This window comes from Arthrobacter sp. NPDC093128 (assembly GCF_040683875.1).
GTDB lineage: Bacteria > Actinomycetota > Actinomycetes > Actinomycetales > Micrococcaceae > Arthrobacter.
This window is the reverse complement of the sequence record NZ_JBFBEY010000042.1, coordinates 1-23,247: the sequence shown is the minus strand read 5'-3', so window position 1 is coordinate 23,247 and position 23,247 is coordinate 1. Positions and strand designations below refer to the sequence as shown.

Sequence of the window (23,247 nt, the reverse complement as noted above, 5' to 3'; positions counted from 1 at the left end):
ATCCCCGCCTCCCGCCCCGAGCCCGGCACGACATTGAACACACCCGCGGGCAGGCCCGCCTCGACCGCGATCCTGGCCATGGCAAGAGTGGACAAAGGCGTCTCCGACGCCGGCTTCACCACCACGGTGTTACCCACAGCCAGTGACGGCGCGACCCCCCGCGCTGTCTGCTGCAACGGCGCGTTCCACGGCAGGATATGGCCCACCACCCCGAACGGCACATGTTCGGTGTAGGAGTGGTAATCCGGGCCCAACGGCAGAGTCTCCCCGTGCAGCTTGTCTGTGGCGCCGCCGAAAAACTCGAAATACCGGGCAGCCGCTTCGACGTCATTTACAGACAAACTGATCGGCTGGCCGATGTCTTGCGTCTCAAGCGCGGCAAGTTCATCCACATTCGCCCGGATCGCCGCAGCAACCCTATAAAGGATCCGTCCCCGGTCCGCCGGCTTCACCAGCCTCCAAAGCCCGAAGGCCCGCTCCGCGGACCGGACCGCCACATCAACCTCAACAGCGGTGCCCTTCGAGACTTCCGCATAGGACTCCCCCGTTGCCGGATTCAACGGACGAAACACCTCCGTCTCCGCAGGCGCCGGAACGCCATCAATGAAAGCCTCAAAACGAGCAAGCATGAAAGTTCTCCTTTGATCAACCAACAACACGGCATGGTGCTGAACCGCGCCGAAGCCGGACATTTCTTCAATAATATATAAAGTATATGACACGATGCGGGAGGGCCCGAGGTGTCGCCGCAGAACGCCCGCGCTTTGTGATGCATGGCGTTTCCGGTCAAGGATTGCGTGCAAAAACTCAGCGGGTCAGCGGGAACACAGTCGAAATGATTGTGGCAGGCGCATCAGAGCGGTTACTCCACGCGTGGAAGGTGCCCGGGACGATGACGGAGTCTCCAACCTCCAACAACGCCTCGCCAGTCTCGAAGACAGCGAAGATCTCACCGCGGACGACTGTCACGACGTCCAAGGTATCGGTGCGGTGCATGCCGGGGATCGCCGATTGGCTGGCGCCGTTCCCGGCCCCGTACAGGGATTCCTTCGCGGCCTCGTAGGCGGCCATGTCCATCATGTGGTCGGGCGGTACCGTGTACAGCTTGACCGAAGCGCCCGACGCCGGAGGGCTGCCCTTTACTACCTCGTCGCGGACACCGTCCATGGAGACCGTAGCCGGCAGCGATTCCTGCCGCCAGATCTCCTCCACGACCGCGCCGTTCGGGCGTACCGCACGGGTCACCGTGACGCCATCGGCAACGATGGTCGATGCACCATTCGGACCGACGCCGCTGATCACGCGTCGTGCCGGCGCTTTGACCTCGAAACCGTTTAATGGATTCATCGTCCGTCCCTCTCGCCTATTCGATTCGTGTCACTTGTCCCACTGTGCAACTGGCTGCCGTGAGGACAAAATTGGTTCCCGCTAGGCCTTGACGTCAACCCAATCGAGCTCGCTGTTTTTCGTTTCGCGAAGGGCCAGGGTGCAGGCGATGGCCGTCACACTGAGACCGCACAGGAGCAGCCCGACCGATTGGGTCCCGTACGCAGCTGCGACGGCAGTGGCAAGGATTGGCACAATGGCACCACCGACCAGTGTGCCAAGGTTGTAGGATATGCCGGCTGCGGTGTAGCGGTAGCGCGTCTGGAAAAGTTCGGGGATGAACGATCCCATGGGTCCGTAGTTGATTCCGGAGATCAGCATGGTGGTCCAGAGGACGACGGCGAATATAGCCACCGATGCGCCATCCAGGAGCTGGAAGAGGGCAAGATTCCACAGCGCGGCAGCCACGTGTGCGATGAGCAAGACCGGCCGGCGGCCTATTCGGTCAGCCAGTACGGCTCCGATGACTACACCGAGGGACAAGACGATGCCACTGACAACGCCGACAAGGAGAACCTCGGTGCGCGCTAGCTTCAGCGTGCTGACTGCGTAGGCGGTGATGTAGGTGCCGCTGATGAAGGTATAGCAGAACGTCGTCAGCCCCACGCCGCTGGCGAGGAGGATCTCACGCGGCTGCCGCTTCAGGCATTCCGCGAAGGGTAGCTTGACTACGCCACTGCGCTTCTGCTCCGACTTGAACACCGGAGTCTCGTCTACCTTCAGCCGGACCCACAGCCCTACCACGATCAGCACGATGCTCGCCAGGAAAGGGATGCGCCAGCCCCAGTGGAGGAAAGCCTCGTCGCTCATGCCGAAACCCGTCAGCAGGAAGGCAGCATTGCCGAGCGAGAGAGCGAGGGTTCCGCCAAGCAAGGGGAACATCGCCCAGAAACCCCGCTTGCCCTTGGGCGCGTGTTCCGTGACGAACAGCGTTGCCCCGGCCCACTCTCCACCTGCCGCGAGTCCCTGAACCAGCCTCAGGACCACCAGGATAATCGGCGCGAAGATGCCGATCTGCCCTGCAGTCGGCAGTGCGCCGACGAGGACGGTCGCGACACCCATGAGCAGCAGCGTCGTCACGAGAGTCTTCTTACGCCCCAATCGGTCACCGTAGTGTCCGAAGATGATGCTGCCGAACGGGCGCGCGACGAATGCGGCCCCGAACGTCGCGAACGAAACGACCATTCCCTGTGCCGGACCCAGCGCGGGGAAGAAGGTGAGCGGGAAGACGAGCGCAGCAGCCGTTCCGTAAATAATGAAGTCGTAGATCTCGATGAGCGTGCCCGAGAAGCTGGCGAAGGCTGCGCGGCCGTTTCCCCTACTTGGGGAGCTCCCTTCGTTCACTACCTGAGAAGTGGCTGTGCCTCCAGCCCCCGGGTTGTCGTGCTGATCCATGGTTCGTCCCTTTCATGCGAGGGCGGCGCCGATGCTGCCCCGCTGCCGCGACCTCGCAACGCAGTGGCGTTTACAAGGCTCCGACCTCTGTTGGATGAGAAAAGTTAGCGTCAGTCCTGGCCTCAGGCGGGTCCCGCCATGGCTGGTTACTGAAAGTCCCGGTCCGCATGGGGACCGCTTTTGTAGTTAGCGGTGCACCAACCAGGTCAATTGTGATAAGCATCATATACATAATATAAAATGTCAACATTGCCGGGTCTTCGAAGGTGGCAAAATATCCGGCGTGCTAAGCTTAAAATATATAATACATTCTACGGAGAGCGGGTACGTTATGGGATCGCTAGACCAACGCGTGGTCATGGTGACGGGCGGGGCGGGCGGGATTGGATCAGCCATTGCGCGCACCGTGGTCGCCGCCGGCGGGCACGTCGTCATCCATGACATCGACCAGGCCGCAGCCGACGCCCTGGCTAAGGATCTGGGACCTGCCGCTGGGGCGATCTCCGCGGATCTGAGCCGTCCCGAGGATGTGGATCGTCTGTGGCACGACGCTCAGCGCATACATGGTGAGGTGGATGTACTGGTCAACAACGCCGGAGCGGTGAGCTCGCTGAGCTTGGAAACGAACCTCGACGAGTGGGTCGGGGCATGGAACCACGTCCTCGCAGTCAACCTGGTAGCAGCCTCGATCCTGTGTCGCAATGCCGTCAGGTCCTTCACGGCTCGTTCGCAGGACGGAATCATCATCAACATCTCCTCCCTGACGGCGCATCGCGGCGCTGCAGAGGACAACTGGCATTACGGGGCCACTAAAGGTGGGCTGTTGGCCCTCACCCGGACTATTGCACGCCATTACGGACGTCAAGGAGTCACGGCTTTCGCCGTCGCACCGGGGTTCGTTGTGACCCCTATGAGCAAAGAACACCTTGAGCGGGAGGGACACGCGAAGGTGGCCGAGGTAACCGCCCTCGGGCAGGTTGCACAACCACAGGACGTCGCGAACGTCGTTGGCTTCCTGGCCACCGGCCTGGCGAAGCACTCCACGGGATCCACGATCGATGTCAACAGCGGCAGTTATCTGCGCTGACGCATCCGGAGCGGCCGGCCGAGGGCATCTGCATCGAGCGCTGGTCCATCGTCATACACCGCGCCTATACCCTGAACGCTCAGCTCAGGTCTGCACACGAAACAGCAAGAAATCAAGGAGCAATTAATGCAACTCAAGTCCGCCGGACCGACCGCCAAGGGACCATCCGAACGCTTCACTGGTGACGTCTACGTCACCATGATCGCCACCCCGGAGGAATCCCTCGGTCTCTCAGCCGGGATCGTTCGGTTCACCCCGGGGGCCCGCACGAATTGGCACGTGCACCAAACCGGGCAGACCCTCCACGTTCTGGAAGGCACCGCCCTTATCGGTAACCGAGGGGGCGACATCGTCCGCGCCCGTGCCGGAGAGACGGTGTTGTGTCCCCCGGGTGTGGACCATTGGCATGGGGCCGCAGCCGACATCCTCATGGCGCACCTCGCGATGGTAGCCACCACCGCGGAGGGGACCACGTGGTTCGAGCCTGTAACCGACGAGCAATATCAGGCTGCCACCGAATCCTGAGCATTTCCAGTGGGCGGATCGCCGCAAACTCCCCGCGCTGGAGCTCGTGGGCCGGTTGAACGGTACCCACGGGCGCCCAGGCGTCGGTGGGCAGCTACCGGCTTTTTTATTGGCCGTCCGGCGTGGTTGCAATGGCCGGTAACGGCGCATCGTATTTCACGGCATGGCGCAGAAATCACGTCGCGGAGTGAGTCGCTCCTATTTGAAGCGCGACGATGGTGCATGGTTCAGTGCCTCGGTTGCTCCACGTATGCTTGGTGCCCCGCTGAACAAACGAGCCTCCCGGCCTCAAAAGGGTCTCGGCCGTCTCAAGAACGGCGTAAAGCTCTCCAGTCAATACAGTGATGACATCGACGGTCTCGGTCTGATGAAGTCCTGCAATGCCGCTGTCTGAATCATTACTGGCTGCATCCGCGTTGCCCATTGCCTCCAGCGCCGCCCGATACTGACTCTCAGGATCCCACTCGCTGTCAGGCGGAAATGTTGTGAGCCGATACACGAAACCGGCAGGGGGCGGGTCTAGCAGTACCTCGCCACTGGTGCTGTCATGGTTCATCGTATGAACAGGCAAATTTGTAACCTGCCAGATATCGCAAACTGTGAAGGCTGGGGTTGTCAGCCGAATCGATGTGTCTTCATCGACATCGATGGTCGACCTACCCTGCTCATCGACGCCAGCAATCACACGCCGTGCCTGGGCACTAAAATGCTCTCCTACCATTAGCGCTTCCTACGCTTTCTCTCGATGACTGGGCAAACTACCTTAGCTTTTGCACCATGAAACATAATATATACACTTGCCATTTCTCTGCCTTCGCCAAGTTCAACGGCTTGGCGTCCAACACGGGCGATTAAGTTTCGCGGGAACAGCGGAGTTGCCTCGCGCCTCCGAACAAGAACGCCGCCGCTGCCAGAACAACCCCTGCTGACACCCCCCACGCCACCGCATACGAGACATGATCAGCGAGCAGGCCAAAACCGAGTGGTCCCACAACGGCGCCCACGAATGTCCCGGTCTGCATGTAGCTTGTTGCAAGGGCCGGTCTTAGCGGGTGCGAGGTCATCACGGAATGATGCAACAAGCCGGGCCAAGACCATCCGATACCGAAAGTTATCAGTGCCGCTGCGACGAGAACCGCCTGTGTTTCGCCAACGGACAATCCGAACATTCCAACAAAACCCGTCAGCAGCATGGCCGATGCAGCCCGAAGGTGCTTGGCTGGGTTTCTTGATCCCCGATCTGAAACGGCTCCAACGACCACTCTGGCGGCGATCCCGAGCCATCCGCAGAAGGCAAGTATCGCCGCGGCTACGTTATGGTCCAAGCCCCTCGACATAAGGCCGTCAACCAAGAACGGAGGGAGTACCGCGGTACCCGCTGCTCCCAAGAGGCCACCGATCGCCAACAGCGTCAGCGAATACCGGGACCCCCCTCCTCCATGAGGGCGGCCCGGTATGCTCGTTGGCCGAGATCTGCACATTGGCTTGAACAGTGCCGAGAGCGCCACGACTGCACAAGCAAGAATTGCACAGAACCAGTACACCGCTTGCCAAGGGCTGTGGATTTCCGCTATCCCATAGGCGCCAATCGCTGCCAGCGAAGAGGCGGCCGGCACGGCTGCCACCTTCACGCCAAACGACAACCCACGATGCTGAGACGGCGCTGATGTCGTGATCAGGATGTTAGTCGACGGCGTGATAAGTCCATTAATCGCGCCGGCGATGCCGCAGACTACCATCAGATACGGGCCCGACGTCGCAAATGCAAGCGCAACGGAGACACCCGCAGAGCACAGCAGCCCGCCACGGATGACCCGTAGCGTATCGAACCGCGCGGCGAGCGAACCGCCCATGCCCGTCAGGAGTGCAGAGAACAAGAAGAATGCGGCGTAGGCGATACCGACGTCCGAGTTGGTGAATTCGAAGTCTCGCCGGATTGCGAACGCCAAAGGCCCGAAGGCGATGACGGGAACCACGGCTATTGCTGCGACTAGTCCCGGAAACAGGAGCAGTCCGGTCCGGCGAGCGCCGACCACAATTAGGCGCCACATCCCGTTCATACCTCCGCCCAGCTCGACAGTACATATTTACTTTTCAGCCAGGACTGGGAGTTGAAGGAGCGTGCACCCCAGCGCTCCCCCGGTGAAGATGATCCGAGAATTCCGTGGAGGCCTGCGCTAGCTCGTGCGATCATGGTCCGAAAGCAGTTGCATGATCGTCCGTATGTCCGACAGGGAGTCCACGTCCAGCAGCAGATCGACAGCCTTTTCGGTTGAGGACCTTCGGATTCCGACGCGGCCTGCACTATGAAGCACAAGGTCACGAATTGTGGATGTGCTCAGCGGATTCAAGGGATGACCCTTGGCAGCCATCACCGTTGGAGGCTCGATGACGGTCCCATCTGCGAGGACGACCCGCACCGTGGTGCCTGTCGTTGTCGGCGACATTTCAATGCATACCCTGTCCGATAGCCCCAATAGATCCTCATTGCCAAGCGCACCGTCAGTGCAATGTTCAATGGTGAAGCCACCATCCCGGAGTGCACACGCCACCGCCCACGGGATACTGAACTGCGCCTCGATGGATGTTCGAGGAGCGCGTTTGCGCTCCAACGGCTGAGCCATTATTGAAAGGCTCTCGGGACCGGTAATTTCTATCGCTTCTATTCCACGCCCAGCGATGGCATTCCGCACGGATGCAGCCGCATCGATGGCAGGATGAGCGACAATGCCGCATGGATATCCCTTGAACCCAAGTTCGTCTACAAAAAAGTGCTGGCCGAGCCCTTCGACAATGCTTTCAAAATCAACGGCCGAACGAGGGTAGTGCACTTGGTAAAGCCCTGCCACACCTGTGATCGACGCACGCGGTCCCTCCATTCCCAACGAAGCCAGCCGGGCAGACTCCAAGCCATTGCGAACTGCCACACCCGCCTGAAGCGCGACACCACGGCCTTCGAATTGCCCCTGAAAGTTGCCGGCAGCCTGTGAGTGGGCAATGCCCAGCGCGTCCAGGAATTCTGACCGGTCAAGGCCATAAATTTTTCCTGCCGCCAGAGCGGCACCATACGTGCCGAGCACGAACGTTGCATTGGCGACGGCGGACCCAGGAACAAAGCCCAATCCAAGTGGCCGGAGCAACCGGATTTCGAAGTCAATCCCGAGGGCGACCGCCGTGATGAGCTCATGCCCAGTCACCCCGCCGCGAGCCTCAGCCGCAGCAACGGCTGCAGAAACGACGCAGCAACCCACTCCGAAGCCAATGCTCTCGTTGACCCAGTACTTGTCCTCATGCTCCCAGGCTTTGGCAGCCCGACCGTTGACAAGCCCCGCCAATTCGGCACTTCCCTGTATGTCCGATCCGAGAATGGTGGCCTCGGTCGCTCCGCCGCGCCCTGCTACGTACTGAATTAGTCGCGCTTGGTCGGGCTCCGTGGCCCCCTCGAGGGCGGTCGCGATCCACCACAGCACAGCTCGCACAGCCTGGCCCCGGCTGCTCGCTGGAAGGCTGCTCCAACTCGTTGATACAAAGTGGTCAGCTATTCTCTCTTCAATGTGAGAGCCGACGTCATGAACATTCATTGCCCGATATTCTCTTTTCGATGGGGGTGCCTGGACATGCGCTGAAGCACTTCTAACGGTTCACAAGTGCTTCCCCCTGGTACAGCAGCGCGCGACCTGATTCGAAGGTGACTTGGACTCGATCACCGATGGTCAGTTCCGTAGTCGCGGATCCTCCGGCGAACCACTGTTTGCCTGCTATATCCACGATGTATTCGCGTCGGCCACCAGCACCGAGAACTACTTGCGCCAATGTGCCCTCCAGGCTCAAGACGCCTGCGCCGAAGTGCGCATCGCCGGACAGCGCCGAAATTCGAACATCCTGGTTCCGAACGAAAAGCCTCAAGGCGTTGCCGTTCTCCAGCCCGGTAGCCAGCTCTTCGCTGCCTTTGATGGCACCGTCGCGGAAGGTTAGCGCGCCCTGCGTCACGGTCACATCCAGGTTGTTCCGCACACCCAGGAATGTAGCGGCGTAGGGAGAAACAGGCCGCGCATAGACCTCCTCAGGGGGACCCATCTGCTCGATTTGTCCTTCGCGCATGAGCACGACGCGGTCGCCCATTTCAAGGGCCTCATCCTGGTCATGCGTGATGTGAATAGCTGTGAAGCCAAGTTTTCTGTGCAGGCGAAGCAGTTCGGATCGAAGTGAGATGCGCAAGAGTGCGTCCAGGTTGCTCAGCGGCTCGTCCAAGAGCAGGATTCCTGGCTCCGACACCAAGGCCCGCGCTAGCGCGACTCGCTGCTGCTGGCCGCCACTCAACTCGGCAGGCAGACGTTGGGCCAAGGGTTCGCACTCGAGGGCTAAGAGGACCTCGGCGACTCGGCGCTCTCGTTCTTGCCTGGGTACTCTGCGCACGCGTAGCGGATATGCGACGTTCTTTTCAACCGTCATGTGCGGCCAAAGGGCGTAGTTCTGGAAGACGAGTCCGACGTTGCGCTTATTGGGTCGAACGTCGATGCCCTTGGTGGCGTCGAACAGTGTCCGATTGAGCAGTGAGATGCTCCCACCGGTAGGCCCTTCCAGACCTGAAATGCACCTGATCAAGGTCGTTTTGCCGCACCCGCTGGGGCCGAGTACGACGACGTATTCGCCCTTGCGAATCTGCAGGTTGATGCCACGTAACGCGTGTACGGTGCGATTCTTACTGGTGAAGGTCTTCTCCAGGCCCGATATTGAAGCATCTTCCGGAACCGGAGTGCCGTGGTTGACATCGCTGTCCGCGGATTTGGTTGTCGTAGATATCACGTGTGCAGGCTCCATTTCATTGCTCACAGTTTGCTAAGTGCGGATTTGCCGCCGACCCAGAGCGTCAGTGCCAACATGGCACTGGTCACCACCGTCATGATGAGTGACATCACTGCCACTTGGGGGTACACGCCGCTGGCCCAGTACTCGTAGAGTTGCGTGCCCATGACCTGGCGATTGGGCGACCGGACCATCACCGACACGGCGAAATCGTGGGAGAGAAGAACAATCATCAGAGTCGCGGCGGCTACCATGCCTCGCCGTGCGAGAGGGAGGGCGATCTGCATGATTGTCCTGAAGAAGCTCGCGCCGCTGATTCTAGATGCTTCGAACAACGATCCGCTGAGGCCGACCAGGCTTCCATGTTGGGTCCTCATCGCAAAGGGCAACACAACGAACACGTAGCCGATGATAAAGAGGGCATATGTGCCGTAAAGGGAGAACGGGGGCCGGAGAAATACGTACAAGATTGCCATACCGAGCACCGCGCGCGGCACGGCCAGCGGGGCCTGGAAACTGAAGTCCAGGATGTATTGCACGATGCGTGGTGCTTTGAAGACGCTCGTGAGTGCGAGTGCCCCGACGAAACCCAGTGGCAGTGCAATGGCTACGGCGATGAACGAGGTGAAGAGCGTCGTCCAAATCGAGTCGAGAACCGCTGGACTCGACAGGGCAGCAGTGATGTTGTTCATGGTGAACTGGATCTGGCTCAAGTCACCCGACCAGAACGGCGAGACCGACACGAGCACGATCGCTGCAAGGGGCAGAATGACGGCGAAAAGCGCGTAGACGATGACAAGGAGCAGAGCCCAAATTGATGTCTTCTCTGTGATCCCTCCGGAACCGCCGCTCTGAGTCACGTACCGGCGCTGGTCGCCCAGGGCGACCCGTTGGAAAACGAGGGCAGCAATGCCGAGCGCCAGGAGGGGCAGTCCGATGGCCGCAATGGTGCCATTGTCGATGGGATAGTGCTCCCGAAGCTTGAAGAGTTCGGTGGTCAGAACGTCGATTCCGTTGCGGCTGCCCAACAGGAGGGGAGCCGTGAACTGCCCGAGCCCTAGAAGGAAGGCCACAACTACGCCCGCCAGAAGGGACGGCCGGAGCAGAGGCAAGGTAATGGTCAGGAAGGTCCTTACTCCACCGGCTCCTGACAATTTAGCCGCAGCCTCAAGCGGGCCACGGATCTCCTGCAGGCGGGCATTGAGCAGAATGAACACAACTCCCGTCAGGTCAAAGCCGGTGACAACGATAATTGCCGGCATCGAATAGACGTTGATGGGTCCCGTGGTCAGGTCTGAAAAAAACGGTAGTTGGCGCAGGAGTGTGTTTCCATACCCGACGGTTGGCGAGAAGATGAACGTCCATCCGATAACCATCGCCACCGGGGGCGTGACAATCGGCAGGAGTGGAATCATTGAAGCAATGGTTTGAAATCGGCGGGGCACATGAACGATTGCCTTGGCCAGCACCAATGCGAGCACAAGGGCCATCACAGTGGACCCGAAAGCCAGTGCCACCGTATTGAACAAGATCTGACCGAAGTTGGGCAGGTCGAAGAGGCCGCGAATTCCAGCCCCGCCGTCAGCGAATGCCTGCCAATAGAAGATCCCAATCGGGATCAGCACCGCGCATCCGATGGCTGCCGCGATCAGATACCAGGACAAAGAACCACGGGGATTCCAGAACTTCCGGGAGTGAGGTTTGTGAGGTTGATCGCCGATGGATCCAGGTACAGGAGCATCGGTCAGAACATTGGTTCCGCTGATGATCGTCTCCCTTCGTTATGCGAATCGGATTCGCGGGTTGATGATTGGGGATCATGACTCGGATAGCGAAGGCCGCGAAAGACCGCCGTGCAACTGGCAGTTCCTTTCGCGGCCCCCGTCTTGGAACGACGAACTACTTCTGAAACAGCGATTTCCAGTGCGCCATGAAGTCATCCTGCTTCTGCTGCGTCCAAACCTGGGGATCGTAAATGCTGAGACTCTCCCACTTAATTTTGGTCGAGTCGGGGTTGATGGGCGCCGCCATCGGCGCGAGCTTCGTGGTCAACAACTCCTGGGCGTCAGGTGACATGAGCCAGTTCAAGAACAGTTGCGCCGCCGCCGGGTGAGGAGCGTTGCTGAGAACGGCGCCGTTGTCTTCCACTCCTGCCACCGCACTTGCGGGTACGACTTCCTCGACCGGGGCGCCGTTAGCCTTGAGCGGGGGAACAACCCCCGGAATCAACCCGACAGCGTACCCGATCTCACCAGATGCAAGAGCCTGGCCCATCGGCACGGTGCTGGGGTATTTCACAGTTTTCAGCCTGGACAGCTTTTCCAGTACTCCCGGATAGGCATCTTCCCAAGCCTGGTACTGCGACTTGATGGCAACCGACGAGGCTGGATCAAGGAGACCCACCGTTGTGTTTCCCGCCTTTTGGACCAAGTCCTCGATTGAGCTGACCCGGCTGCCGGCCGATGTGTTGTAGCCCAGGAAGAGGGGATAACGCAGGACGGGGGCCACGTACCTGTTCACGCTCTTATACGCGGGTTCCTTCTGTGCATCCGGCCCGAGTCGTAGCGGCGCAAAGGTCTTCTCATTTGCCCTGTCGGCAAACCACCCAATCTGGGTGTGAAACGCGACGTCTGCGCCCGCGGCTCCGGCAGACAGCTGCTGATCGAGCTTGCCGATAAGTTCGGTTGTAGCTTCTCGGTCAACCGTCACCTTGATGCCGGGGTAAGCCTTCTCGAACTCCTTGAACAGGACGTCCGTTCCCGCCTGCGAGGAGAAGATGGTGAGGTTCCCCTCCGAAGTTCCTTGCTTCACGAGCTCGTCCCACTGCGACGCACTCAACATTTCCGGAGTCGTTCCGCCAGTATCTGCGGGAGCAGTGCTGGCGGACGACCCGCCCCCGCAGGCCGTAAGTGCGATCACTGTCAGGACGGTACTTCCGAGCGCCCAAAACTTCTTTGCCGCCCGGATTCCTTGGCTGCCTGTTGTCTTTCGCTTGCTGATCACCGTAGCTCCATTGCTTGTGGGTCATCGATGGTCTCGACTGGAAGGATAACCAGGAGACCTTGAAACATAATACATTATATTGTTGATATCGACCCGCCGTCAACGATTCGCTTTAATCGCTGTCTGCAGCCGTGCAGGGTCGACAGCAATCGATACACCGGCTCGCTCGAGCTGCAGTTTCAGGAAGGAACTACGGTCTTCTCCCCCGAATCCTCGCCCCAGCCCCTCTGCCATTTCTTCAAGCGTCAGGTTCGCCAGCCGCATTGGAACACCAAGTTCCTCGGCAAGTTGTGTAGCCAACGACGCATCCTTATGTGCCAGCTCTAAGGTCATTGACGGACAGTGATACGAGCCGAGCAGAAATTGATTGGCGACCAAATCCAATGGAGACTTCTTGCCAACCAGACCCAGTCGCAAGGCTTCCCAGAGATCCAAGGGATCCAACCCAGCCTTGACAGCCAGCGAGAACGTCTCGGCCAACGTCTCCATGATCATGAACCCGGTCAAGTTGTGAGCGAGTTTGGTGACGGTGCCTGCGCCGATTGCACCTACATAACACGGTGTTTTTCCGATTACCCGCAGGAGGTCAACGTGCTTATCGAAGGCTTCCCGGTCACCGCCCACCCATATCACGAGATCTCCCGATGCGGCACCACTAGGCCCACCGCTGACTGGCGCATCAAGCATCGATGCACCAGCGATCTTGAACTCCTCATAGATTCGACGGGCCAGGGTGCATGAGCTTGTCGAAAGGTCCAGGAGAGTCAGCCCTGGCCTCAAGTTTGATGCAATACCGTCTTCGCCGAACACCACTTCTTCTACTTGAACCGGGCCGGGGAGTGACGTAAAAATCACGTCTGATCGGCGAGCCAGATCACCGATGCTGTCCGCTAGGGACGCGCCCTCCTCGACCAGTGAAACCGCCGTGCCAGGGACGGCGTCGAAAACGACGACGTCGCGCCCTGCTTCGACCAAATTCGATGCCATGCCCCGGCCCATTCGCCCCAGACCGATGAATCCAATCCTCATGCTGATCTCCTCAATTTCGCCTGTAAAAATCACGTGCGTTCAGATACCCGGTTCGTTGAAACCCTTGCCCGCCGCGAAGCACCCGAGTCCGGCCGCCGGCCATTCAGGATGCCGCGTCAGTGGAAGTCGAGGCCGTCGAAGCCCTCAGTGACCTGGAGGGGCCAGTTGCGCACCCCCCGCCACGTGCAGCACTTCCCCGGTGATGAATCCCGCCTCAGCGGATGCAAGAAAGGCCACGGCGCTTGCGATGTCTTCTGCGGTCGCCAGGCCTGGCAAAACAGGCAACTTGCGCACGTGTTGTAGGTGAGCCTCGTACGCCTCCGCATCCCGGTTCGACGCAACCATCGGCGTAATCACCGTGCCCGGAGCCACCGCGTTGACGCGCACGTTATAGGGACCAAGCTCAACCGCCAGTGCGTGCGTCAGACCTACGATGCCCGCTTTCGAGGCGACATATGCCAGGGGTCCCCCAGTCAGCCATGCACGCGAAGAGAGATTTACCACGCTGGCCCCCGGCCGCTCCCTCCACAGAGGCGTTGCCGCCTGGCACAGCGAGGCCGCGCCCCACAGGTTTACATCGAGCACCCGTGACCATTCGTCGTGCTTAATCTGCCCGAACTTACTTCGCTGACCGAGAGCGGCATTATTGATGAGCCGATCCAGACGTCCAAATTCAGAACGAAGCCACTCCACCAGCGCGCCGTTCTGATCCTCAGACGAAACATCCGATTCCCAAGCCACGGCCCGGCCTTGGCCCGCACTATTGATCTTGTCTGCGATTTCACCCGCAGCGACGCCATCCCGATCCACCACGATTACCGTGTCACCCAGTTCGGCAAGACGTTTGACGATGGCCGACCCTAAGGCGCCCGCCCCGCCGGTCACTACAGAAACACTCTGTGAGGATGTCATCCGGTCACTTCCCGACTCTCTGCACTGAGAGTCAATCTAGTACATGATGTTGTTTATTTTATATATCAAACCCCAAAATACGTTGCTCCAAGGAAAACTCCGCGAACCAAGGGTCAGCGGCGCTCTTGATGAGGGCCGCCTAAGCCGCGGCGCGCGACGAAACGGCGAAGGCAGTGCCAGGAAAGCCGATGAAAGGCGTTGGGCACGCGGTTAAGTCGGCGCGGCGTGCCCAACGTGGCCGCCTGTCAGATCCAATGTGGAGACCCTGGCGGTGACTACACCCCAGGAAAGCCACCGAAGGCGAAGCTGGTCATCCTGCGGCGAGACTCTGGCCGCCGTCGACTACCAGCGAAGTGCCTGTAATGAAGCCGGCCTCGTCTGAGGCGAGAAACAGTGATGCGTGGGCAACATCCCATGCATCCCCGCCGTGGCCACGAAGTGGAGTGCGCGCGTCGCGCTGGGCAACGACCTGCTCCCGGCTTACGCCACCCTCACCGACATGCCGCTCCACAGCCATGGGCGTGTTCATAAGTCCCGGCAGGATGACATTGGCCCGAATACCGTACTTTGCGTTGGTGATCGCAACGTTCTCGGTCAGCGCCACCACCCCGGCCTTCGACGTCTTGTAGGTGATGTAGGGGTAGTCGATGAGAACGGCATTTGACGAGATATTGGTGATGACGCCGCTCTCCTGCTTTCGCATCACGGGGATGACGTGCTTGCAGGCCAAGACCATACCGCGGAGGTTGATTTCCATGATTCGGGTGAAGGCCTCTGCATCAATCTCCGTGACGGGCGCATCACCCCCGAGCACGCTCACGCCGACATTATTGTGAAGAATATCAATCCTGCCCCATTGGGCGAGGCACAAGGCAACCATCGCCTCAATGTCATCTTCAACGGTGACATCGACTCGTACAGCTACTCCTTCGCCGCCCTCAGCCTTTATCTGGCTAACCGTTTCTTCGGCACTCTCGAGATCCCTGTCGGCGACGACTACCCTTGCCCCCTCGCGTGCCAGCAGCAACGCAGTGGCGCGGCCGTTACCCACCGTTTCGCCCTTTGTCTGCCCTGCTCCAACGACGATCGCTACTTTGCCAACTGCGCGTTCACCCATGAAATATTCTCCTAATCAAGCCGAAAGGTCATCCAAATCAAAATATTGTATATTGTGGCAGAATGCCATACTAGTCCGCTGGTCACGTCGTGACCGCAAACAACTCGAAGGAGAGTACCGGTGGCTGAACCGAACATTGACCATAGCGTTCTGGCGGCGCTTGTAGACCGCCAATCCATCTGGGACTGCATGCTGCGTTACACGCGCGGGGTCGACCGCGTCGACGAGCAATTGATCCGCTCCGCTTTCTGGGACGACGCTCATGACGCCCACGGCGGAGTCAACGGCCCTCCTGAAGATTTCCTGGCCTGGTTCCTGCCTAATCAGACCGCCCGCGAGGTCGCTCAACACATCGTCACCAACCACAGCGTCGAACTTCGCGGCGAACAGGCCGACACCGAAACATACTTCGTCTCCGTCGCCAAAAAATTCGGAAGCGACACACTCGAACAAGTCGGTGGCCGCTACCTCGATCTTTTCGAAAAGCGCGGGTCCGAGTGGCGTATCAAGAACCGCCTGGTCCTTCTTGACTGGCAATGCGTGGGCGACGCCTCCCAGATGTCCGAGAGGCTGGCCCTTGCGAATCGTGGGTCACGTGACCGAAAAGACCCGTCGTACACGCGGCCGATTCGGCCTCTCCCGACTCGCCGCCGCTGAACCGGCCAGCCGGCCTGGCTGCCGAGCAGTTACCAGGCCGGCTGGGCCACCGGAGGGAGTCCATTAGCAGTCAATGCTCAGTGCTGTCGCGCGCCACTGTGCCGAGCAAGGCCTGGCACTAGGGCCTGGCACTAGGCGCCGACGGACTCTTTATCTGTCACCCTGAGGTCGCGGAACACGGAGCGGACGTTGTCCACCTCTTCAAGGTCGAAGATCGCGGAAACGACAGCCTGCGCCTGAGCTTCCGGAATAACACCGTCGGCGTTTGCATAGAACTTGGCCACGAGTTCCTCGTTTGTCATGTACGTCGCAGGATCAGGTGACGGCGACCCGTGCGGAAAATCGCGCTCGGCGCTGAACGTTGTGTTGCGAGCGTCGATCTCAACACGAGCAGGGCGTGCCCCGGGGTTATTCGTGATCGCATCAACATACCCGGGGTGCGGCGCGAAGGTGGACTTCGACATGAGCTCGAGCACAGACGGATTGAAGACCACTTCTGGCGACTGCCATTCCCGCCGCGGAGAAATTCGGTGCGCAGCTACCGCCAGGCCGTGGGTCATGCTGAACTGGGCATCGTGCTGGTTCTGGATATCAGTATTCAGCCAGACGGGCTGCATGACCCAGGCCTCACCCCAGCCCCTGATGGCTGTGATTTCTTCGGGCCTGATGTCGTTCTCTTCAACGATCTGCAGCACGCCATCGAACAGACTGTGCATGATCCGGCAGTGCGGGTAAGGCTTGTACGCGTGCTCAGCGGGGAACCGCCAGTCGTCGCCTAGACGGTCGGTGATCTTTGCCGGTTCCCAGCGCCGGGTGTTAATAAACTGCCGGTACCCGTACTCACTATCGTCAAGGGTCTGAATGTCACCGCGATGTCCAAGCTGCGCAAGGTAGGCCGCCGTGACAGCCGACTGGGAAATAACACCGCCTGCCGTGTACTTGACTGTCGAGCTCGGCGCGTGGGCCATCCAGGAGCGGTGGGAGTTCACGGGCGAAATGCTTCCGGCAATGGCCAAACCATGCAGAATCACATTTCGGTCCACGTTTTGAAGTTTATTGATGGCCGCGGTCGCCCCGAAGATGGTGCTGGCGTATCCGAGGACTGGCGCTGTCGACATGCCGCCGTCGCTTGTGTCCCGCGTCAAATCCATTGCCTTGCCAAACCGAAATGACATCTCGTGCGCAATCGCCACCGCCGTAATGAGCTGCTCACCTGTTGAGTGCAAACTCTCACCTACAGCCATCGCCCCGGGCAAAACATACGGGGCCACGTGGCCAGGCGGAAGGATCGCATCGAAGTCCAACGCACTGATCAGTTCACCGTTGGCAAAGGCTGCCCCCGCAACCGAGGAGCGGAGCCGGGTGCCGATGATGGTGGCATCTCCCCCAGATCCTCCGGGGCCACCTGAAATTGAACCATACTCAATGCCGATACTGCCTTTAGGATGGGACACCCCCGCGAGCGCGCAGCCTACAGAATCAAGAATGACCCGCTTCGACTCCAGGACCACTTCGTCGGGTAAGTTCTTGTATTCAGCCTCCGCCGCAAAGTCCGCCAGTTGGTCTATCAACATCTTCGTCATACCGCATACCTCTCCATTGAGCATCGACCGAATCGACCTATACATTCTTATTTTATACAATATATTGATGCGGTCAAACGGCTTGAGGGTTCAGATCGGGTCGCCGGCGCCCATGTCCAGTCGGCCTCCCGTTATTAGATCGGTCGCACTAATCGGGTGCTGCGGACCAGCCAACGATGGTCTGGGTGGCGGCAGCGGGCCGCCTTGACTCCGGACAGCTAGCACGCCCGTTAGGTGTTCGGATGAAGCCTGGCCTGCTCCACTAGCGCGGTCATCCAGGGCCTGTGCCCGCGACGGAAGACTATCCCTGCAGGCAGCCCCTGGACGGATGCGACGGAATCCATAATGTCGATGGTGATCCGACCACCGGCCATGGGCGCATTGGTGATGTGCAGGTCGCCGTAGGACTCCGGGAGTACGGGATCCATCCACAGGCTACCGCGGGAAACATGCGCATCGTACCGCATCAGGCTTGTCACCAGATGGATCGGCGTGGTCGCCGCCCAGGCCTGCGGCGAGCACGCCGTCGGATAGGGGACGGGCTCGACGAACTCGTCCCGGCCGAAGCCGCAGAACAGCTCCGGCAGCCGGCCGCCCGAATACTCGGCTGCCTCCAGCAGGGCCGTGGAGATGCGCTGTGCCTCCGCCACGAAACCGTAGCGCAGCAGGCCCTTTGCGATGATCGCATTGTCGTGCGGCCAGACTGAGCCGTTGTGGTAACTCGCGGGGTTGTAGGCGCCCATGTCGCTGGCCAAGGTCCGCACGCCCCAGCCGCTGAACATCTCCGGGGACATCAGGCGTTCAGCCACCTGCGGGGCCTTGTCCTCATCCACGAGGCCGAGCCACAGGCAGTGCCCCATGTTGGATGCGCATGCGTCGACCTGACGCTTTTTGCCGTCCAGAGCGACGGCATAGTATCCGCGTCCGGGTAGCCAGAACTGCTCGTTGAATTGTTTCTTCAATTGCGCCGCCCGGTCAGTGAGCTCGTCTGCTAAAGCCGCGTCACCGGCGTCGTATGCCATCCAGGCGCGCGACACGTACGCGGCATAGACATAAGCCTGCACCTCACACAGCGCTATCGGCGGCTCGGCTAGGGTCCCGTCGGCGAAGTTGATCCCGTCCCAGGAGTCCTTCCAGCCTTGGTTGATCAGTCCCTGGTCGTTGAGGCGCTCATACTCGACAAACCCGTCGCCGTCCTTGTCCCCGTAATCATGGATCCATGCCAGGGCCCGGTCCGCATGCGGCAGCAGCGCGGCGATAGTATCCGCGGCGAATCCCCAGCGGCTGACTGATCCGAGCACCATCACAAACAGCGGCGTGGCGTCGACGCTGCCGTAGTAGGCGGACTTGCCGCCTAGGGACAACCCGCTGGAAACATCGAGCCTGACCTCGTGCAGGATCTTGCCCGGCTCCTCCTCGCTCATAGGATCTACGACGGCGCCCTGGCGTTCCGCCAGTGTCTGCAGCGTGCCCAGAGCCAGTGAAGGGTCCACCGGGAGCGCCATCTGCGACGCCCACAGTGAGTCGCGGCCGAACAGGGTCATGAACCAGGGTGCCCCGGCGGCCACCACCACCCGGTCCGGATGGTCCGGATCTTCGATACGGAGGGCGCCCAGGTCGTCGTAGCTGCGCCGCAAGGTCCGTTCGATGGAACGGTTTCCCATCTGCAGCACCGGAATTCTTGCCACCCACTCCTGCCGACGTCGGTCACTCGGGGACAGTTCGCCCGCGGCCGGATGATCAAACAGTGCAACGGGACGGATTCCGTCACTGAGGGGTACCGCACTTAGCACCGTGGTCCATTGACCATGCGGCGCGACCACCGTCCGATAGGTCAGGGCCTCAGCCGTTACATCGGCACCAGGGGCCTTGACGACGACGCCCTTCCGGATGTCCTGCCAAGCTGCCCGGATGGTCAGCGTGTCGCCGCCCGCGAGGCGGGTTTCGTCCCAGCGCCGCTGGATCCGCGCCTCTTTCACCTCGAAAAGGTCCGCGAAATCCGCTTCTACCCTCAACGAAATCACGCACTCGGCCGGCTTCAGGGAGAAATTACGGACAGTAATCTGCTCGTGGATTCCCGCGCCCACTTCGCGCAGCCGCTGCACAATCAGCGGGCTGTCCGCGTGCCCGTCCGAGCGGACACCCCGCCCGGCAAACAGCGCCCGGTACGGCTCCTTCGCCTCCGCGGCCAGAGGCTCCAGCACCTTGCCATTAACAGTCAGGACCCAGCCGGACAGGATGCGCGTGTCCTGAAAGAAAACACCATGCGGAAATTCCGGGTGAATATCCCCGTTAGGCAGGGAAATACAGAAGGACGAACCCTCCACCAAAGTGACCGCGCCAGCCCCGAGCGGCCCTGACGCCGTGTCAGCATTCCATCCAGCCATCCCGGCCCTCCAACGAATTGACCCGAAACGCAGTGGCCAGCCGTTGGATCCAAGCGCCGGCCTCCGCCGTCATCGTCCCAATCGACACTACGCCCGTCCTCCCCCAGGCGCCAGTGACCTTGCGGCAGTCGTCCGGACCGCACATGCGGCTTGTGTTTGTACTGTTCGAGGAACGACTTGAGCAACGTAATCAGAAAACGAAGACGCCCTTGCCCGCACTCTGCTTATCGAACTCGACGTACGCTTCAGCAGCTTGCTCGAGTCTCCATCGATGTGAGAAGAGATCGTCGACAGGAAGCCTGTTCTGCGCGATGAAATCGGCACAGCGACTGAGGTCCACGATCGACAAGGACCAGGAAGTCATGATCGACATCTGGGTCTTCAGAACATCCTGAACAGCGAACTCCACCTTCCCGCCCAGGCCGACGAAGCAAGCCCGGCCCCAAGGTGCCAGACAAGCCAATGCACTTGTCGCCGCCTGTGACGAACCGGACGTCTCGAGGACCAGAGGCGCACCTCGCCCTAGCGTCGCTTCGCGGATCACCTCGACAGGGTCGACTTCAGCGGGATCAATGACCTGGACCGCACCGAACTGCTCTGCACGCTGCAATCGCTCCGGTGCCACGTCTACGGCGATGACCCGTGCGCCCCGCGCACTAGCCAGCATGGTCGCCGATAGGCCTACCGGGCCCTGCCCGAACACCACGAGAGTGGAGCCTCCGACATCTCCCAACCTCTCCAACCCACCCCACGCGGTCCCGGTGCCGCATCCGATCGCAGCGCCAGCTTCAAAGCTGAGCGAGTCGTGGAGTCGAACGAGGGTAGCCGCGGGGACACGCATAAAGGGTGCGTGCGCGCCATTCTCGTTGGTTCCATACAGTCGATACTCCATGCCAGTGCACATCTGAGGCCATCCAGACCTGCATTGGTCACATCTGGTGCATCCGGAATAATGATGCACCATCACACGATCACCGATCTTGGCGACATCCTCGCTGACGCCCGGCCCGACAAATGCGACTACACCGGCAGGCTCATGGCCTGCGATGCATAACGCCGGGATGCGGTCAGACGGAACCGCTCCAGCGCGGTAGACGTGCAAGTCGCTTCCGCACATGCCTGACGCCTTGATTTCCACGACAACTCCGCCGGTTCCGGGCTCTGGGTTCGGAAAATCGCGCAGCGCTACCTCCCTGTCCCCTAGGAAAACCAAGCCTTGCATCCTTAAGCTCCTTTGCTCGCGCGCTGCGTTACACGAAGGTGGGTGAGCGCCCTCGCATTACATTATGCATAGTATTTCATCACTTTCGGTGGGAGGCTGACAAACAAGCCCAAGAGCGCCCCGGTAAAGTACGGATTATATTTCCGAGGGTCAGGAGACTTGAAATGGCGGAGTCGCTCCAACTCTCTGCGGTCGAAGCGCCCGTCCAGGCGTCAGCAATTGCCCGACGAAGTGGCGTCGCACGTCCGTCAACTCATAGTGTCAGGCGCTGTGAAGCCCGGGGACTTCCTGCGCATGGAACGGCATCGCCCAGGCCGTTGGTGTCAGCAATACGACAGTCCGGGAAGACCTGCTGTCGCTTCGGAATGAGGGCTTTGCGACCCTGGTTCCGCGCCGTGGATTCGTCGTAGCTGGGCGCAGGCGCGGCTCGGCGGCGGGCTGGCGGCACGGGCAGGGACTCTTCCATGACGAACTCGCGCGATAACGTGACTGGGGCCACAACTACACATAAAATATAATATGATGATGATGCTTGTTAGACGCTTCCTGTCCAGAACACCTAGCTCGAGAAGGTTCGTTAAAGATGCAATACACACAGCTCGGCCGAAGCGGACTCTCGGTCAGTCGGATTTGCTTGGGGACTTTGAACTTCGGCATGAAGACCGCCGAACCCGACGCGTACGCGGTCATGGACCGCGCCCACGAGCACGGCGTAAATTTCTTCGATACCTCAGACGTATACGGAACGGTCGATTTCAAGGGCGAAGCCAAATCCGAGATGATCATCGGCAACTGGTTCGCCCAGGGCAGCGTCCGGCGTGACAAGACCGTCCTGTCGACGAAGTTGTACATGCCTAAGAGCGACTGGCCCAACCACGGACGTCTCTCTGCCTTGCATATCCGGCGCGCTTGCGATGCCTCGCTCAAGCGGCTCCAGACCGACTATATCGACATCTATCAGATGCATCACGTGGACCGGAACACTCCATGGGAGGAGATCTGGGAGGCGATGTCGGTCCTGCGGACCCAGGGCAAGATCCTGTACACAGGCTCGTCCAACTTTGCCGGCTGGCATCTTGCCGCGGCGCAAGAGGCGGCGAAGGCGCGCAACATCATGGGTCTGGTCAGCGAGCAATCAATATACAACCTCGCGACCCGCGACATCGAACGGGAAGTCATCCCTGCGGCTCAATAGTATGGAATCGGCATATTGGCGTGGTCTCCCCTTCACCGGGGCATGCTAGGCGGGCTACTCCGCCGCGAGCAGGAGAGCGGCGGGGTGTCGACCAGCAGGTTCACCTCAGGCGACCTCGACCAGCGTCGCGATCAGCTCGAGCGCTACGAAGCGCTCTGCCGCCAGTTCGAAGCCGACCCCTCGCACGTCGCCATGGCATGGCTTCTGTCCCGCCCAGGCATCACTTCAGTAGTCAGCGGACCGTCGTCAGTCGAGCAGTTAAACGGTGTGGTCGGCGCTCTGGAGGTCCGCCTCGACCAGGAGATGCTGACTCAACTGGACGAAATTTTCCCTGGGTACAAGACTGCGCCCGAGGACTACGCTTTTTGAGGCAAGGTTCACGTGCACGCCGAGGGTTTCCTCGTGTTCCACCTATGGATTTCCGCTGGTGCGTGCTCCCTGGCGATATCAAGTGCAGCGGGAGTTAGCGTCCATCGTTGCTACAAAAAATCAGGCATCGATCGGGACCGGGGAACTCTCGATCCCGATCGATGCGGGGGCCGGGCAGAAGGACACCGGGTATTGAAGACGCTCAGCCGGACACATACAGGTTGCTGCCTTCGTGCCGGATTGCAGCGCCTGGTCAGTCCACGACATTGCCGTCTGATGCGACGCTTTGCTGAGAGATCCGGATGGTGACGGTTTTGGTGTGTGAGTAGGTTTTCATGGCTTCGAGGCCTTTCTCGCGTCCGAATCCGGAGTACTTGAACCCGCCGAAGGGTGTTTCGACCCCGCCGGCGAAGTATTCATTCACGTAGACCTGTCCGGCCTCGATCCTCGCCGCGACCCGGTGCGCCCGGGCAAGATCACGGGTCCAGACCCCTGCCGCGAGACCGAATTTCGTGTCGTTCGCGATCTCCACTGCTTCCTCTTCATCAGCGAAACGGATCACGCTCAGGACCGG

At 60.3% G+C, this 23,247-nt stretch carries 19 protein-coding genes and 1 pseudogene; 4 read left to right on the top strand and 16 right to left on the bottom strand.

Annotated elements, in window-relative coordinates; translation table 11 throughout:
- From AB0N24_RS26365 to AB0N24_RS26355, 3 genes are all read right to left on the bottom strand, one after another.
- A partial coding sequence (locus tag AB0N24_RS26365; protein ID WP_364131236.1) for an aldehyde dehydrogenase family protein occupies positions 1–692 on the bottom strand: 692 nt, incomplete at its 3' end.
- Positions 693–807: 115 nt separating this feature from the next.
- Positions 808–1,347, bottom strand: coding sequence for a hypothetical protein (locus AB0N24_RS26360; protein ID WP_364131233.1), 540 nt, complete (start codon positions 1,345–1,347; stop codon positions 808–810).
- An 81-nt stretch (positions 1,348–1,428) separates the two neighbouring features.
- Positions 1,429–2,781, bottom strand: a complete 1,353-nt coding sequence (locus AB0N24_RS26355) for an MFS transporter (RefSeq protein WP_364131230.1) — start codon at positions 2,779–2,781, stop codon at positions 1,429–1,431.
- Between the two features lie 331 nt (positions 2,782–3,112).
- Here AB0N24_RS26355 and AB0N24_RS26350 point away from each other — a divergent pair, with 331 nt between their 5' ends.
- Together AB0N24_RS26350 and AB0N24_RS26345 are read left to right on the top strand one after the other, a co-directional pair.
- Complete coding sequence (locus tag AB0N24_RS26350; RefSeq protein ID WP_364131227.1) at positions 3,113–3,868, top strand: SDR family oxidoreductase; 756 nt, start codon at positions 3,113–3,115, stop codon at positions 3,866–3,868.
- A gap of 126 nt (positions 3,869–3,994) precedes the next feature.
- On the top strand, positions 3,995–4,393 hold the full coding sequence (locus tag AB0N24_RS26345; RefSeq protein WP_364131224.1) for a cupin domain-containing protein: 399 nt from the start codon (positions 3,995–3,997) through the stop codon (positions 4,391–4,393).
- Between the two features lie 175 nt (positions 4,394–4,568).
- Here AB0N24_RS26345 and AB0N24_RS26340 read toward each other — a convergent pair whose 3' ends face one another.
- The 9 genes from AB0N24_RS26340 to AB0N24_RS26300 form a co-directional block, all read right to left on the bottom strand.
- Positions 4,569–5,114 carry a hypothetical protein gene (locus AB0N24_RS26340; protein WP_364131221.1) on the bottom strand — a complete coding sequence of 182 codons (546 nt, stop codon included), beginning with the start codon at positions 5,112–5,114 and terminating at the stop codon, positions 4,569–4,571.
- A 130-nt stretch (positions 5,115–5,244) separates the two neighbouring features.
- Positions 5,245–6,453, bottom strand: coding sequence for an MFS transporter (locus tag AB0N24_RS26335; protein WP_364131218.1), 1,209 nt, complete (start codon positions 6,451–6,453; stop codon positions 5,245–5,247).
- Positions 6,454–6,570: 117 nt separating this feature from the next.
- Positions 6,571–7,974, bottom strand: coding sequence for an MmgE/PrpD family protein (locus AB0N24_RS26330; protein ID WP_364131215.1), 1,404 nt, complete (start codon positions 7,972–7,974; stop codon positions 6,571–6,573).
- Positions 7,975–8,026: 52 nt separating this feature from the next.
- Entirely contained in the window at positions 8,027–9,199 is a 1,173-nt protein-coding gene (locus tag AB0N24_RS26325) for an ABC transporter ATP-binding protein (protein WP_364131212.1), read from the bottom strand.
- A 23-nt stretch (positions 9,200–9,222) separates the two neighbouring features.
- The gene (locus tag AB0N24_RS26320) at positions 9,223–10,863 is read right to left on the bottom strand and encodes an iron ABC transporter permease (protein WP_364131209.1); all 1,641 of its coding nucleotides are present in this window, start codon (positions 10,861–10,863) and stop codon (positions 9,223–9,225) included.
- A 235-nt stretch (positions 10,864–11,098) separates the two neighbouring features.
- Complete coding sequence (locus AB0N24_RS26315) at positions 11,099–12,202, bottom strand: extracellular solute-binding protein (protein WP_364131207.1); 1,104 nt, start codon at positions 12,200–12,202, stop codon at positions 11,099–11,101.
- Between the two features lie 99 nt (positions 12,203–12,301).
- On the bottom strand, positions 12,302–13,231 hold the full coding sequence (locus AB0N24_RS26310; protein ID WP_364131205.1) for an NAD(P)-dependent oxidoreductase: 930 nt from the start codon (positions 13,229–13,231) through the stop codon (positions 12,302–12,304).
- A gap of 144 nt (positions 13,232–13,375) precedes the next feature.
- Complete coding sequence (locus tag AB0N24_RS26305; RefSeq protein ID WP_364131202.1) at positions 13,376–14,143, bottom strand: SDR family oxidoreductase; 768 nt, start codon at positions 14,141–14,143, stop codon at positions 13,376–13,378.
- 310 nt (positions 14,144–14,453) lie between these two features.
- Positions 14,454–15,260 (bottom strand): SDR family NAD(P)-dependent oxidoreductase, encoded by an 807-nt coding sequence (locus AB0N24_RS26300; protein WP_364131199.1) that lies wholly within the window; start codon positions 15,258–15,260, stop codon positions 14,454–14,456.
- A gap of 120 nt (positions 15,261–15,380) precedes the next feature.
- On the opposite strand from AB0N24_RS26300, the gene AB0N24_RS26295 reads away from it, so the two are divergent.
- Positions 15,381–15,917, top strand: coding sequence for a nuclear transport factor 2 family protein (locus AB0N24_RS26295; RefSeq protein ID WP_364131196.1), 537 nt, complete (start codon positions 15,381–15,383; stop codon positions 15,915–15,917).
- Positions 15,918–16,048: 131 nt separating this feature from the next.
- Here the strand turns inward: AB0N24_RS26295 and AB0N24_RS26290 are convergent, their stop codons facing one another.
- The 3 genes from AB0N24_RS26290 to AB0N24_RS26280 all read right to left on the bottom strand — a co-directional run bounded on the left by AB0N24_RS26290 (position 16,049) and on the right by AB0N24_RS26280 (position 21,004).
- Positions 16,049–17,500 carry an MmgE/PrpD family protein gene (locus tag AB0N24_RS26290; protein ID WP_364131193.1) on the bottom strand — a complete coding sequence of 484 codons (1,452 nt, stop codon included), beginning with the start codon at positions 17,498–17,500 and terminating at the stop codon, positions 16,049–16,051.
- Positions 17,501–17,730: 230 nt separating this feature from the next.
- Positions 17,731–19,887 carry a glycogen debranching N-terminal domain-containing protein gene (locus tag AB0N24_RS26285; protein WP_364131189.1) on the bottom strand — a complete coding sequence of 719 codons (2,157 nt, stop codon included), beginning with the start codon at positions 19,885–19,887 and terminating at the stop codon, positions 17,731–17,733.
- 190 nt (positions 19,888–20,077) lie between these two features.
- Positions 20,078–21,004 (bottom strand): zinc-binding dehydrogenase, encoded by a 927-nt coding sequence (locus AB0N24_RS26280; RefSeq protein WP_364131239.1) that lies wholly within the window; start codon positions 21,002–21,004, stop codon positions 20,078–20,080.
- Positions 21,005–21,692: 688 nt separating this feature from the next.
- On the opposite strand from AB0N24_RS26280, the pseudogene AB0N24_RS26275 reads away from it, so the two are divergent.
- Positions 21,693–22,673: pseudogene (locus tag AB0N24_RS26275) on the top strand (aldo/keto reductase).
- A 253-nt stretch (positions 22,674–22,926) separates the two neighbouring features.
- Here the strand turns inward: AB0N24_RS26275 and AB0N24_RS26270 are convergent.
- A partial coding sequence (locus tag AB0N24_RS26270; RefSeq protein WP_364131186.1) for an aldehyde dehydrogenase family protein occupies positions 22,927–23,247 on the bottom strand: 321 nt, incomplete at its 5' end.

Bases quoted from the DNA above. Each gene is read 5' to 3' on its own strand.
- AB0N24_RS26360 (WP_364131233.1), bottom strand. From the start codon at position 1,347: ATGAATCCATTAAACGGTTTCGAGGTCAAAGCGCCGGCACGACGCGTG.
- AB0N24_RS26355 (WP_364131230.1), bottom strand. From the start codon at position 2,781: ATGGATCAGCACGACAACCCGGGGGCTGGAGGCACAGCCACTTCTCAG.
- AB0N24_RS26350 (WP_364131227.1), top strand. From the start codon at position 3,113: ATGGGATCGCTAGACCAACGCGTGGTCATGGTGACGGGCGGGGCGGGC.
- AB0N24_RS26345 (WP_364131224.1), top strand. From the start codon at position 3,995: ATGCAACTCAAGTCCGCCGGACCGACCGCCAAGGGACCATCCGAACGC.
- AB0N24_RS26340 (WP_364131221.1), bottom strand. From the start codon at position 5,114: ATGGTAGGAGAGCATTTTAGTGCCCAGGCACGGCGTGTGATTGCTGGC.
- AB0N24_RS26335 (WP_364131218.1), bottom strand. From the start codon at position 6,453: ATGAACGGGATGTGGCGCCTAATTGTGGTCGGCGCTCGCCGGACCGGA.
- AB0N24_RS26330 (WP_364131215.1), bottom strand. From the start codon at position 7,974: ATGAATGTTCATGACGTCGGCTCTCACATTGAAGAGAGAATAGCTGAC.
- AB0N24_RS26310 (WP_364131205.1), bottom strand. From the start codon at position 13,231: ATGAGGATTGGATTCATCGGTCTGGGGCGAATGGGCCGGGGCATGGCA.
- AB0N24_RS26305 (WP_364131202.1), bottom strand. From the start codon at position 14,143: ATGACATCCTCACAGAGTGTTTCTGTAGTGACCGGCGGGGCGGGCGCC.
- AB0N24_RS26300 (WP_364131199.1), bottom strand. From the start codon at position 15,260: ATGGGTGAACGCGCAGTTGGCAAAGTAGCGATCGTCGTTGGAGCAGGG.
- AB0N24_RS26290 (WP_364131193.1), bottom strand. From the start codon at position 17,500: ATGACGAAGATGTTGATAGACCAACTGGCGGACTTTGCGGCGGAGGCT.
- AB0N24_RS26285 (WP_364131189.1), bottom strand. From the start codon at position 19,887: ATGGCTGGATGGAATGCTGACACGGCGTCAGGGCCGCTCGGGGCTGGC.
- AB0N24_RS26280 (WP_364131239.1), bottom strand. From the start codon at position 21,004: ATGTGCGGAAGCGACTTGCACGTCTACCGCGCTGGAGCGGTTCCGTCT.